General features: G+C 71.9%; 11 protein-coding genes. 8 read left to right on the top strand and 3 right to left on the bottom strand.

The features are described from left to right. Positions 1-158 precede the first annotated feature (158 nt). The 8 genes from AC3ERT_RS09835 (at position 159) to AC3ERT_RS09800 (ending at position 9,107) form a co-directional block, all read left to right on the top strand. Positions 159-1,202: a 3-isopropylmalate dehydrogenase gene (locus AC3ERT_RS09835; RefSeq protein ID WP_435130786.1), complete on the top strand. Its 1,044-nt coding sequence runs from the start codon at positions 159-161 to the stop codon at positions 1,200-1,202. Between the two features lie 138 nt (positions 1,203-1,340). Next, the gene (locus AC3ERT_RS09830; protein WP_335974209.1) at positions 1,341-2,429 is read left to right on the top strand and encodes a branched-chain amino acid aminotransferase; all 1,089 of its coding nucleotides are present in this window, start codon (positions 1,341-1,343) and stop codon (positions 2,427-2,429) included. A 368-nt stretch (positions 2,430-2,797) separates the two neighbouring features. Next, entirely contained in the window at positions 2,798-4,423 is a 1,626-nt protein-coding gene (gene cimA, locus AC3ERT_RS09825; RefSeq protein WP_435130787.1) for a citramalate synthase, read from the top strand. Between the two features lie 126 nt (positions 4,424-4,549). Continuing rightward, positions 4,550-5,047 (top strand): GNAT family N-acetyltransferase, encoded by a 498-nt coding sequence (locus AC3ERT_RS09820; RefSeq protein ID WP_335974201.1) that lies wholly within the window; start codon positions 4,550-4,552, stop codon positions 5,045-5,047. 65 nt (positions 5,048-5,112) lie between these two features. Further along, a complete protein-coding gene (locus AC3ERT_RS09815; protein WP_435130789.1) occupies positions 5,113-6,195 on the top strand; it encodes an HpcH/HpaI aldolase/citrate lyase family protein in 1,083 nt (360 codons plus the stop codon). Next, on the top strand, positions 6,192-7,100 hold the full coding sequence (locus tag AC3ERT_RS09810) for an HpcH/HpaI aldolase/citrate lyase family protein (RefSeq protein WP_335974196.1): 909 nt from the start codon (positions 6,192-6,194) through the stop codon (positions 7,098-7,100). The genes AC3ERT_RS09815 and AC3ERT_RS09810 overlap by 4 nt, the downstream gene beginning before the upstream one ends. A gap of 169 nt (positions 7,101-7,269) precedes the next feature. Beyond that, a complete protein-coding gene (locus AC3ERT_RS09805) occupies positions 7,270-8,853 on the top strand; it encodes an acyl-CoA carboxylase subunit beta (RefSeq protein WP_435173642.1) in 1,584 nt (527 codons plus the stop codon). A 47-nt stretch (positions 8,854-8,900) separates the two neighbouring features. Then, complete coding sequence (locus AC3ERT_RS09800; protein ID WP_435173640.1) at positions 8,901-9,107, top strand: acyl-CoA carboxylase epsilon subunit; 207 nt, start codon at positions 8,901-8,903, stop codon at positions 9,105-9,107. 212 nt (positions 9,108-9,319) lie between these two features. Here the strand turns inward: AC3ERT_RS09800 and gltX are convergent, their stop codons facing one another. The 3 genes from gltX to AC3ERT_RS09785 all read right to left on the bottom strand — a co-directional run bounded on the left by gltX (position 9,320) and on the right by AC3ERT_RS09785 (position 11,896). Then, positions 9,320-10,849 (bottom strand): glutamate--tRNA ligase, encoded by a 1,530-nt coding sequence (gene gltX / locus AC3ERT_RS09795; protein ID WP_435130791.1) that lies wholly within the window; start codon positions 10,847-10,849, stop codon positions 9,320-9,322. Further along, positions 10,842-11,636 (bottom strand): fumarylacetoacetate hydrolase family protein, encoded by a 795-nt coding sequence (locus AC3ERT_RS09790; RefSeq protein ID WP_335974187.1) that lies wholly within the window; start codon positions 11,634-11,636, stop codon positions 10,842-10,844. The genes gltX and AC3ERT_RS09790 overlap by 8 nt, the downstream gene beginning before the upstream one ends. A 65-nt stretch (positions 11,637-11,701) precedes the next feature. Then, positions 11,702-11,896 carry a hypothetical protein gene (locus AC3ERT_RS09785; RefSeq protein ID WP_335974183.1) on the bottom strand — a complete coding sequence of 65 codons (195 nt, stop codon included), beginning with the start codon at positions 11,894-11,896 and terminating at the stop codon, positions 11,702-11,704. Positions 11,897-12,380: the final 484 nt, after the last annotated feature.

Below are 12,380 nucleotides of genomic sequence, written 5' to 3'. Positions count from 1 at the left end.
CTCCAGCGCTCCATGGACCGCCGCGACAACGGCGGCTCCACCGGCCACGAGCACTGAGCCGCGCGCATACCGCACGCGCCCAGAACGCACCGGAGATGCTGCGTCCGACATGCGGACGTGCTGTGTCATAGGTCAAGACGCGGAGTAGGGTGCCCCGCATGTCTCGCAGCATCAACCTCGCAGTGATCCCCGGCGACGGAATCGGTCAGGAAGTCGTCGCCGAAGGTCTCAAAGTCCTCGCCGCGGCGCTCCCGCAGGAAACCAAGCTGGAGACGAAGGAGTACGACTTCGGCGCCAAGCGGTACCACGCCACCGGTCAGACCCTCACCGACGCGGACCTGGCCGAGCTCAAGGCCCATGACGCGATCCTGCTCGGGGCGATCGGCGACCCGTCGGTGCCCTCCGGCGTCCTGGAGCGCGGCTTCCTGCTGAAGCTGCGGTTCGCCTTCGACCACTTCGTCAACCTCCGGCCCAGCAAGCTGTTCCCGGGCGTGGGCACCCCGCTCGCGGGCAGCCCGGACATCGACTTCGTGGTGGTCCGCGAAGGCACCGAGGGCCCCTACACCGGCAACGGCGGCGCGATCAGGACCGGCACCCCGGCCGAGGTCGCCACCGAGGTGAGCCTGAACACCGCCTACGGCATCGAGCGCGTGGTGCGCGACGCCTACGCCCGCGCCCAGGCCCGCCCGCGCAAGAAGCTCACCCTGGTGCACAAGAACAACGTGCTGGTGCACGCCGGCGGCCTGTGGACCCGGATCTTCGAGGCGGTCGGCAAGGAGTACCCCGAGGTCACCACCGACTACCTGCACGTCGACGCCACCATGATCTTCCTGGTGACGCAGCCCGAGCGGTTCGACGTGATCGTCACCGACAACCTCTTCGGCGACATCGTCACCGACCTCGCCGCGGCCGTATCCGGCGGCATCGGTGTGGCCGCGAGCGGCAACATCAACCCCAGCGGCGAGTTCCCGTCGATGTTCGAGCCCGTGCACGGCTCGGCGCCCGACATCGCCGGCCAGTCCAAGGCCGACCCGACCGCGACCGTGCTGTCCGTCGCGCTGCTGCTGCGGCACCTCGGCTACGACGCGGAGGCCGACCGGATCGACGCCGCCGTCCACGCGGACCTCGCCGAGCGCGCCGGCCGCCCGGCCCGCTCCACGGTCGAGATCGGCGACGCGCTGGCCGCGCGGGTGGCCGGCTGACGCGGGAAGCCGGCCCACCCGAGGTACCACCCGGCCCCGTCGCTGCGATAATCGGTGACGGGGCCGCTTCCTGGCGGGAAAGTAGGACGTCCTAGCAGTACGGTCGAGGGCGTCAGCGACACGGTGAAGGAACAGAAGATGACGACGCCCACGATCGAGTTGAAGCCCTCCGCGCACCCGTTGCCCGCGGTGGAGCGCGAAGCGATCCTGTCCGACCCCGGCTTCGGGCGGTACTTCACCGACCACATGGTCACCATCAAGTGGACCGACGGCCGCGGCTGGCACGACGCCCAGCTGGTGCCGTACGCGCCGCTGTCGGTCGACCCGGCGAACATGACGCTGCACTACGCCCAGACGATCTTCGAGGGCCTCAAGGCGTACCGCCAGCCCGACGGCGGCGTGGCCACCTTCCGGCCCGAGGCCAACGCGCGGCGCTTCCAGAACTCCGCACGGCGGCTGGCGATGCCGGAGCTGCCGGTGGAGACCTTCGTCGAGGCGTGCGACGTGCTGGTCCGCCAGGACAAGGACTGGGTGCCCAGCCAGGGCGAGGCATCCCTCTACCTGCGGCCCTTCATGATCGCCACCGAGGTCGGCCTCGGTGTCCGGCCCTCCCGCGAGTACCTCTTCCTGGTCATCGCCTCCCCGGCCGGCGCCTACTTCTCCGGCGGGGTCAAGCCGGTCTCGGTGTGGCTGTCCGAGGAGTACGTCCGCGCGGCCCCCGGCGGCACCGGCGCGGCCAAGACCGGCGGCAACTACGCGGCCTCCCTCGTCGCCCAGGCGCAGGCTGCCGAGCAGGGCTGCGACCAGGTGGTGTGGCTCGACGCGATCGAGCGGCGCTGGATCGAGGAGATGGGGGGCATGAACCTGTACTTCGTCTACGGCAACCGCATCGTCACCCCCTCGCTCAGCGGCTCGCTGCTGCCCGGCATCACCCGGGACTCCCTGCTCGCGATCGCCGCCGACCTGGGGTACGAGGTCGGCGAGGGCCGGATCAGCGTCGACGACTGGAAGCAGGGCAACGAGGACGGCACCCTCACCGAGGTGTTCGCCTGCGGCACCGCGGCCGTGATCACCCCGGTCGGCTCGATCAAGTCCACCCGGGCGAACTGGACGGTGGGCGACGGCGGTCCGGGCGAGGTCACCCTGCGGTTGCGCGAGGCCCTGCTCGACATCCAGACCGGCCACGCCCCCGACCCCCACGGCTGGATGCACCCCCTGGGCGCGTGAGCGCCGGTACGCTGCCGAGCCCCCCGCCTGCCGTGGCGGGGGGCTCGCCGTCCTGCTCAGAACGTGAGACGGCCACCCGTATGGCGGAAAGGTGTGCCACACTGCTCGCGTGTCCTCGTACGCCACGCTGATTATTGGCCGCAGGCACGCCGGTCCGCAGTGACGCTTCCGCTGAACCCAGGTGGAACCTCACCGTGCCCCAGACCCGCGTGCAGACCTCTCGCATCCGCGAGGGGTTTTTTCGTTTCCCGGCCCACCCGCGCCGGAGGCGGAACCGCACGAGGAGACTGGGGGCAAGTGGAGTCGGAACCTCCGGATGAACGCCGTCCGGGGCCAACCCCACCCACCCGACAGGAGTTGCAACCACCATGACCGCCGAACCCGACGACAGCTTCCACGTCTTCGACACCACGTTGCGCGACGGCGCGCAGCGCGAGGGCATCAACCTCACCGTCGCCGACAAGCTGGGCATCGCACGGCACCTGGACGACTTCGGCGTGGGCTTCATCGAAGGCGGCTGGCCCGGTGCGAACCCCCGCGACACCGAGTTCTTCGCCCGCGCCGCCGCTGAGCTGGACCTGAAGCACGCCACGCTGGTCGCGTTCGGCGCCACCCGCCGCCCGGGCACCAAGGCCGCCGACGACCCGCAGGTCAACGCGCTGCTGGAGTCCGGCGCCCCGGTCATCACCCTGGTCGCCAAGTCCCATGACCGGCACGTGGAACTGGCGCTGCGCACCACGCTGGAGGAGAACCTCGCGATGGTCCGCGACACCGTCGCGTACCTGGTCGAGCAGGGCCGCCGGGTCTTCGTGGACTGCGAGCACTTCTTCGACGGCTACCGCGCCAACCCCGGCTACGCCACCTCCGTGGTGGCCGCCGCCCACGAGGCCGGCGCGTCCGTGGTGGTGCTGTGCGACACCAACGGCGGGATGCTGCCCAAGCAGGTCCAGACCGTCACCGCGCAGGTGCTCGCCGACACCGGCGCGCGGCTGGGCATGCACGCCCAGGACGACACCGGCTGCGCGGTCGCCAACACCCTCGCCGCCGTCGACGCCGGCGCCACCCACGTCCAGTGCACCGCCAACGGCTACGGCGAGCGGGTCGGCAACGCCAACCTCTTCCCCGTCACCGCGGCCCTGGAACTCAAGCACGACCTGCGGGTGCTGCCCGAGGGCGCGCTCGGCGAGATGACCCGCATCTCGCACGCCATCGCCGAGATCGTCAACCTGCCCTCCTCCACCCACCAGCCGTACGTGGGCGTGTCCGCCTTCGCGCACAAGGCCGGGCTGCACGCCTCCGCGATCAAGGTGGACCCCGACCTCTACCAGCACATCGACCCCGAACGGGTCGGCAACACCATGCGGATGCTGGTCTCCGACATGGCCGGCCGCGCCTCGATCGAGCTGAAGGGCAAGGAGCTCGGCATCGACCTCGGCGGCGACCGCGAACTGGTCGGCCGGGTGGTGGCCCGCGTCAAGGAGCGCGAGCTGCGCGGCTACACCTACGAGGCCGCCGACGCGTCCTTCGCGCTGCTGCTGCGCGACGAGTTGCAGAGCGGCCACCCGGAGGGCCCGCGCCGCTTCTTCCGGATCGAGTCCTGGCGCGCCATCACCGAGGACCGCCCGGACGGCTCGCACGCCAACGAGGCCACGGTGAAGCTGTGGGCGAAGGGCGAGCGGATCGTCGCCACCGCCGAGGGCAACGGGCCGGTCAACGCGCTCGACCGGGCCCTGCGGGTGGCGCTGGAGCGGATCTACCCGCAGCTGGGCACCTTCGCGCTGGTCGACTACCGGGTCCGCATCCTCGAAGGCCGCTCCGGCACCGACTCGACCACCCGGGTGCTGATCACCACCTCCGACGGCGCGTCGGAGTGGTCCACGGTCGGTGTCGCCGACAACGTCATCGCCGCCTCCTGGCAGGCCCTCGAGGACGCCTACGCCTACGGCCTGATCCGGGCCGGCCTGGAGCCGCAGGACGAGGTACCGAGCACCTGACGCCGACTGACGCCGACTGACGCCGACTGACGCAGCCTGACGCCGCCTGATTCCGACCGGCCGCAGTGCCTCGCGGGCCGCGAAAACCGGTCGAGTCCGCGCCCGGCAGGCCCTAGCCTGCCGGGCGTGACAGCAACCGAGCAGCAGCAGGCATCCGTCCGTCCGGCGGAGGCCGCCGACGCGGCCGCCATCGCCCAGGTGCACATCACCTCGCGGGAAGCCGCGATGCCGTGGCTGCCGCCGCGCAGGCGTACCGACGCGGAGGTGGAGCGCTGGGTGCGCGAGGTGGTGCTCGCGCAGTCCGACGTCTGGGTCGCGGTCGACGGCGGCGGCACCGTCCTCGGATACGCGGCGGTGGAGGGGGAGTGGCTGGAGCACCTCTACCTGCTGCCCGGCGCGCGGCGGCGCGGCATCGGCTCGCTGCTGCTGGCCCGCGCGAAGGCGCACCGCCCGCACGGCCTGGATCTGCACGTCTTCCAGCGCAACACCGACGCTCAGGCGTTCTACGCGCGCCACGGCTTCACGGTGGTGGACCGCAACGACGGTTCGCGGAACATGGAGCGGGAACCGGACATGACGCTGCGCTGGACCCCGGTGACCAACGGCACACCTACTGACGGGTAACCGTCCGGTGCCCGCGGTCGTAGGGTGAGCGCCACACCCTCGACCCGACACCACCGGGAGATCGCATGCGCTCGGCGAAGGACTTCTTCCGCCCGCTGGCCGTGGGGGCGCCCACGCCCGTCAGGGACGTGCCGTTCCGCCCCTCGCGAATGATCCACTTCTTCGACCCGGGCAACGAGAAGATGGCGGCCAAGGTGCCCTCCCTCGCGCCGGCCGTCGACGTCCTGCTGGGCAACCTGGAGGACGCCGTCCCCGCCGACCGCAAGGAGGCGGCCCGGGCCGGCCTGGTGCGGACCGCCCGGGCCACCGACTTCGGCGACACCCAGCTGTGGACCCGGATCAACAGCCTCGACTCGCCCTGGGCGCTGGACGACCTGCTCACCCTGGTCCCCGAGATCGGCGACCGCCTCGACGTGGTGATGGTGCCGAAGGTGGAGGGCGCCCACGACATCCACTACGTCGACCGGCTGCTGGCCCAACTGGAGGCGAAGGCGGGGCTGGACCGGCCGATCCTGGTGCACGCCATCCTGGAGACCGCGGCCGGCGTCGGCAACGTCGAGGAGATCGCCGCCGCCAGCCCCCGGATGCAGGGCCTGTCGCTCGGCCCGGCCGACCTGGCCGCCAGCCGCCGGATGAAGACCACCCGCGTCGGCGGCGGCCACCCCGGCTACCTGGTCCGCGCGGACCCCGGCCCCGGCGGCGACGGCCCCCGGCCCACCTACCAGCAGGACCTGTGGCACTACACGATCGCCCGGATGGTCGACGCCTGCGCCGCGAACGGCATCCTGCCGTACTACGGGCCGTTCGGTGACATCAAGGACGTCACCGGCTGCGAGGACCAGTTCCGCAACGCCTTCCTGCTCGGCTGCGTCGGCGCCTGGTCGCTGCACCCGGTGCAGATCGACATCGCCAAGCGGGTCTTCTCGCCCGCCCCCGAGGACGTCGCCTGGGCCCGCCGGGTGATCGCGGCGATGGGCGACGGCACCGGCGCGGTGATGATCGACGGCAAGATGCAGGACGACGCGACGTACAAGCAGTGCCAGGTGGTCGCCGGACTCGCGGACACCCTGGCCGCCCGCGACCCCGAACTCGCCGCCGCCTACGCCGCCGCGGCCGACACCGCCGCCACCGAGGAGCCCGCCCGATGAGCACCGCCGCCGACCCCGCCGCCAACTCCGCCGCGCCCGCCGCCGCGCCGCGCCCCCGCCGCTCCGTGCTCTACATGCCCGGCGCCAACGAGCGCGCCCTGGAGAAGGCGAAGACCCTCCCCACCGACGCGCTCATCCTCGACCTGGAGGACTCCGTCGCCCCCGACGCGAAGGCCGAGGCCCGCGCGCGGGTCGCGGCCGCCGCCGCGAGCGGCGCCTACGGCCCGCGCGAGGTCGCCATCCGGGTCAACGCCCCCGGCACCGCCTGGCACGCCGACGACCTGGCGGCCGCCGCGGCCGCGGGCCCGGACGCGGTCGTCGTCCCCAAGGTGGACTCCGCCCGGACCGTACGGGAGGTCGTGGCGGCGCTCGAGGCGGCCGGCGCGCCGGAACACACCGCGCTGTGGGCGATGCTGGAGACGCCCGCCGCGCTCCTGGACGCGCGGGCGATCGCCGAGGCGTCCCCGCGGCTGACCGTCCTGGTGCTGGGCACCAACGACCTCGCCAAGGAACTGCACGCCGAGCACGTGCCCGGCCGGGCCCCGCTGCTGACCGGGCTCTCGCTGGCCCTGCTCGCCGCCCGCGCGGCCGGCAAGGTCATCTTGGACGGTGTCTACAACGACGTCCAGGACACGGCCGGCTTCGAGGCCGAGACCCGCCAGGCGCGGCAGCTCGGCTTCGACGGCAAGACCCTGATCCACCCCCGGCAGCTCGAACCCTGCAACCGGATCTTCGCGCCGGACCCGGCGGCGGTCGAGCGCGCCGAACGGATCATCGCCGCCTTCGAAGAGGCCACGTCACAGGGGCGCGGCGTGGTCACCGTGGACGGCCGGATGATCGAGAACCTGCACGTCGAAGAGGCCCGGCGGGTGCTGGCGCTGGCCGCCGCGGTCGCCGCCCGCTGACCCCCGGGCCACCCGCGGCGGCACGCAACCGCGCGGTGGGGCGGGCCCCGGCACCGGCCGCCGGACCCCGCCCCACCTCGCCGTCTGTCGGGACCCACCAGGCTGAGCCGTTGGACACTGTACGAAGTTGATGGCGCCTTCCGGCCCTTGACGCTCGTACTGTCGGTACATGACCACATCGCAAGAGCTGCCCGTCACGGCGAACGACGCCCGGGGGCGCGTCGAGGAGCTTCGTGCGATCCGCGAGGAGGTGCAGCGGGGGCCGAGCGAGAAGGCCACCGCGGCGCAGCGGGCCAAGGGGAAGCTGACCGCGCGCGAGCGGATCGAGCTGCTGCTCGACGAAGGCTCCTTTCGTGAGGTGGAGTCGCTGCGGCGGCACCGGGCCACGGGCTTCGGGCTGGAGGCGAAGCGGCCCTACACCGACGGCGTGATCACCGGGTGGGGGACCGTGCACGGCCGGACCGTGTTCGTGTACGCACACGACTTCCGGATCTTCGGCGGCGCGCTGGGCGAGGCCCACGCGCAGAAGATCCACAAGATCATGGACATGGCGATCTCGGCGGGCGCCCCGCTGGTGTCGCTCAACGACGGCGCGGGCGCCCGTATCCAGGAGGGCGTCTCGGCGCTCGCCGGCTACGGCGGCATCTTCCAGCGCAACACCCGGGCCTCCGGCGTCATCCCGCAGATCTCGGTGATGCTCGGCCCGTGCGCGGGCGGCGCGGCCTACTCCCCGGCGCTCACGGACTTCGTGTTCATGGTGCGGGAGACCTCGCAGATGTTCATCACCGGCCCCGACGTGGTGCAGGCGGTGACGGGCGAGGAGATCACCCAGAACGGCCTGGGCGGCGCCGACGTCCACTCGGCGGTCTCCGGCGTCTCGCACTTCGCGTACGACGACGAGCAGACCTGCCTGGAGGAGGTCCGCTACCTGCTGTCGCTGCTGCCGCAGAACAACCGGGAGAACCCGCCCGCCGCGGAGAACCAGGACCCGGTGGACCGCCGCGGCGACGTGCTGCTGGACCTGGTGCCGGCCGACGGCAACCGGTCGTACGACATGCACAAGGTGATCGAGGAGATCGTCGACGACGGCGAGTACCTGGAGATCCACGAGCGGTGGGCCACCAACCTCATCGTGGCGCTCACCCGGATTGACGGCCAGGTGGTCGGCGTCATCGCCAACCAGCCCGCCTCGCTCGCCGGCGTGCTCGACATCGAGGCGTCCGAGAAGGGCGCGCGCTTCGTGCAGATGTGCGACGCGTTCAACATCCCGATCATCACCCTCCTGGACGTCCCCGGCTTCCTGCCCGGCGTCTCGCAGGAGCACGGTGGGATCATCCGGCACGGTGCGAAGCTGCTGTACGCGTACTGCAACGCGACGGTGCCGCGGATCTCGCTGATCCTGCGGAAGGCGTACGGCGGCGCCTACATCGTGATGGACAGCCAGTCGATCGGGGCGGACCTGACGTTCGCCTGGCCGACGAACGAGATCGCGGTCATGGGCGCGGAGGGCGCCGCGAACGTGATCTTCCGCCGGCAGATCGCCGAAGCCGACGACTCCGACGCGATGCGCGCCCGCATGGTCAAGGAGTACAAGGCCGAGCTGATGCACCCGTACTACGCCGCCGAGCGCGGCCTGGTGCACGACGTCATCGACCCGGGCGAGACCCGCGAGGTGCTCGCCCGCTCGCTGGAGATGCTCCGCACCAAGCACGCCGACCTGCCGTCCCGCAAGCACGGCAACCCCCCGCAGTGACCTCCCCGACCAGGACCGCCCAGGCGGCCCACCTATTGGAGACCATCGTGAGCACTCCCACCGATTCGCTGGTGCGCGTCGAGAAGGGGCACGCGGCACCCGAGGAGGTCGCCGCACTGACCGCGCTCCTGCTGGCCCGCGCCGCCGCCGGCGGCTCCGCCGCCCCGGCCGCGCCCACCCCCCGCTCCACCGCCGGCTGGCGCCGCCTGGAGCGCACCCCGGGCTTCCGCGCGCCCCACTCCTGGCAGGGCTAGCCGGCCCTCCGCGGTGCCCCGTCCTGTGATGCACGGGACCTTGCGGTCCGCGGTGGCTGGCCGCGCAGTTCCCCGCGCCCCTGGGTAAGTGCGGCCACCACCGGGCCTGCCCCGGAGGAACCCGGGCATATCAAGGGGCGCGGGGAACTGCGCGACCAGCCCACCACCGGCGGGTGGTCCCGGAACCGACAGGGACCACCCACCCCGGAGGGTCAGGCCAGCTTCGCCAGCGCAGCCTCGATCCGCGCGAGGGTGCGCTCGCGCCCCAGCACCTGGAGCGACTCGAACAGCGGCAGCCCGACGGTGCGGCCGGTGACCGCGACCCGCACCGGAGCCTGCGCCTTGCCGAGCTTGAGGCCGTGCGCCTCGCCGGCCGCGAGCACCGCCTCCTTCAACGACTCCGCGGCGGACCAGTCCGCCGCGGCCAGCTGCTCCCGGGCCGTGCGCAGCAGCGCGTCGGACCCTTCCTTCATCGCCTTCGCCCAGGACGCCTCATCGTCGACCGGCTGGTCGAGGAAGAGGAAGTCCACGTTCGCGGTGATGTCGGAGAGCACCGTGACCCGGGTCTGCGCGTAGGGCGCGATCGCCTGCCACGCCGCCTCGTCGAAGGACTCCGGCGCCCAGGGCGCGAACGGCGCCTGGAGCCAGGGCGCGCACGCCTCGGTGAACTCCTTCACGCCCAGCCGCCGGATGTGGTCGGCGTTGATCGCCTCGGCCTTCTTCAGGTCGAAGCGCGCCGGGTTGGCGTTGACGTCGGAGATCTCGAACTTCGCCACCATCTCCTCGATCGAGAAGACGTCCTGGTCGGCGGAGAACGACCAGCCAAGCAGCGAGAGGTAGTTGAGCAGCCCCTCGGGCAGGAACCCGCGCTCCCGGTAGAGGTTGAGCGACGCCTGCGGGTCGCGCTTGGAGAGCTTCTTGTTGCCCTCGCCCATCACGTACGGCAGGTGGCCGAAGGCGGGCACGGACCGGGCGAGGCCCAGCTCGATCAGCGCGCCGTACAGCGCGATCTGCCGCGGGGTGGAGGAGAGCAGGTCCTCGCCGCGCAGCACGTGCGTGATCTCCATCAGCGCGTCGTCCACCGGGTTGACCAGGGTGTACAGCGGCGCGCCGTTGGCCCGCACGATGCCGTAGTCCGGCACGTTCTCCGGGGTGAAGGTCAGCTCGCCGCGGACCAGGTCGGTGAAGGTGATCGGGTGGTCCGGCATCCGGAAGCGCACGATCGGGGCGCGGCCCTCGGCCCGGTAGGCGGCCGTCTGCTCGGCGCTGAGGTCCCGGCAGTGGCCGTCGTACCCGGAGGGGCGGCCGGCGGCGCGGGCGGCCTCGCGGCGGGCCTCCAGCTCCTCGGTGGTGCAGTAGCAGTCGTACGCGTGCCCGGCCTGCTTCAGCCGCTGTGCCACGTCGGCGTAGACGTCCATCCGCTGGGACTGCCGGTAGGGCGCGAACGGGCCGCCGACCTCCGGGCCCTCGTCCCAGTCCAGGCCGAGCCAGCGCATCGAGTCCAGCAGCGCCTGGTAGGACTCCTCGGAGTCGCGGGCCGCGTCGGTGTCCTCGATGCGGAAGACCAGGGTGCCCTGCTGGTGCCGGGCGAACGCCCAGTTGAACAGCGCGGTGCGGACCAGCCCGACGTGCGGGTTGCCGGTGGGGGAGGGGCAGAACCGGACGCGGACGGCGGAGCCGGAGCCGGAGTCGGAGGAGCCGCCGGAAGCGGGGGCGGAGGGTGCAGGAGTTGCGCTAGCCACGCGAGATCACCTTGTTGGTGAGAGTGCCGATGCCTTCGATGGTGACGGCGACCTCGTCGCCGGGGAGCAGCGGGCCCACGCCCGCGGGGGTGCCGGTGAGCAGGACGTCGCCGGGCAGCAGCGTCATCGCCTCGGTGATGTTGACGATCAGGTCCTCGATCGAGTTCAGCATCTGCCGGGTGCGGCCGGCCTGGCGCAGTTCGCCGTTGACGGTCGCGGTGATCGCGAGGTCGCCGGCCGCCTCCAGGTCGATCGAGGTCTCGATCCAGGGACCGAGCGGGCAGGAGGAGTCGAAGCCCTTCGCCCGCGCCCACTGCTTCTCGGACCGCTGGGTGTCGCGGGCCGTCACGTCGTTGGCGCAGGTGAAGCCGAGGATCACGTCCTTGACCCGCTCCCGCGGCACGTCCCGGCACAGCCGGCTGATCACGACCGCCAACTCCGCTTCGTGGTGCACCTCCTGGGAGAAGGAGGGGTACACGATGGGGTCGCCGGGGCCGATCACCGAGGTCGAGGGCTTGAAGAACGCCCAGGGCGCGTCCGGCACCTCGTTGCCCAGTTCCGCGGCGTGGGCCGCGTAGTTGCGGCCGATGGCGACCACCTTGTTGGGCAGGACCGGCGGCAGCAGCCGCACCTTGTCCAGCGGGACCTTCGTGCCGGACAGCTCGAAGTCCGCGAAGGGCACGCCCTTCATGATGTCGACGGAGAGAGCCTCGGGACCGCCGGCCGGGTCGCCCTCGACCGCTCCGAACGCCACGTTGCCGTCGATGGAGAACCTGACGATGCGCATGCCTTCACCCTAGCGGCCGGGCCGCCTCCCACCGGACCGAGGCGATCGCCGCAGGTCAGTGCCGTTCAGGGGGCGATGCGCGGCTTCGGCAGCTCGTTGAGCTTCGTACGGCGCGGGTTCGCGGTGGTCCGCGGCAGCACGGCGGCCGCCGCCGCTTCCGCGGCCTCGGTGTCCGCCGTCGCCACCGGGGCGGGCGAGCCGAGGAGTTCGGACGCGTCCTTTAGGTGCGCGAGAGTGGTGCGCCGCGGGTTGGCGATCATCTGTGGGGACCTCGGGTCTCGACGGGGGAGCGGGACACGGCGGCTCACACAGCCGCCTCCCGGATAAAGCACCAGGTTAGTGGGGGCTCTTCCCACGGCAGCCGGGCGCAGACATCTGACGGTGTGTGATTTTGCTCACGAACTCCACCGCATACCACGCCTTTCGGACAACCGACTCGGTAGCAGGAAAGCCGCAAAAGCCGTGAAGGCCGGGAAAAGTCCGTCGCGCGGCGTGACGGGCACGCTCTGACACCCCTCCGTGCGGTTACGCGAGCGGCCCGTATTCGCCCCATATCACCGCCCTGACGCTCGACGCAGTGTGCATGGTCCGTCGCGATCGGTGACGCATTCCAACAGGTCGGCAACGGGCCTTGTTGCGAGATCAGGCACTGTGCTGGAATTCCCCGAACCGCTGCATCACAACGAACCGGCGCGCAGGGGGCGCGGACGGAACACCGTGCGGCGGTGAAGGGCACACCAGCCG

The sequence above is a fragment of the Actinacidiphila sp. bgisy145 genome, assembly GCF_057708125.1.
This window is presented reverse-complemented; position numbering and strand designations above follow the sequence as displayed.

Excerpts from the sequence above, each read along its gene's own strand:
- AC3ERT_RS09810 (WP_335974196.1), top strand. The coding sequence starts at position 6,192 with ATGAGCACCGCCGCCGACCCCGCCGCCAACTCCGCCGCGCCCGCCGCC.
- AC3ERT_RS09815 (WP_435130789.1), top strand. The coding sequence starts at position 5,113 with ATGCGCTCGGCGAAGGACTTCTTCCGCCCGCTGGCCGTGGGGGCGCCC.
- AC3ERT_RS09830 (WP_335974209.1), top strand. The coding sequence starts at position 1,341 with ATGACGACGCCCACGATCGAGTTGAAGCCCTCCGCGCACCCGTTGCCC.
- cimA (WP_435130787.1), top strand. The coding sequence starts at position 2,798 with ATGACCGCCGAACCCGACGACAGCTTCCACGTCTTCGACACCACGTTG.
- AC3ERT_RS09785 (WP_335974183.1), bottom strand. The coding sequence starts at position 11,896 with ATGATCGCCAACCCGCGGCGCACCACTCTCGCGCACCTAAAGGACGCG.
- AC3ERT_RS09805 (WP_435173642.1), top strand. The coding sequence starts at position 7,270 with ATGACCACATCGCAAGAGCTGCCCGTCACGGCGAACGACGCCCGGGGG.
- AC3ERT_RS09790 (WP_335974187.1), bottom strand. The coding sequence starts at position 11,636 with ATGCGCATCGTCAGGTTCTCCATCGACGGCAACGTGGCGTTCGGAGCG.
- AC3ERT_RS09835 (WP_435130786.1), top strand. The coding sequence starts at position 159 with ATGTCTCGCAGCATCAACCTCGCAGTGATCCCCGGCGACGGAATCGGT.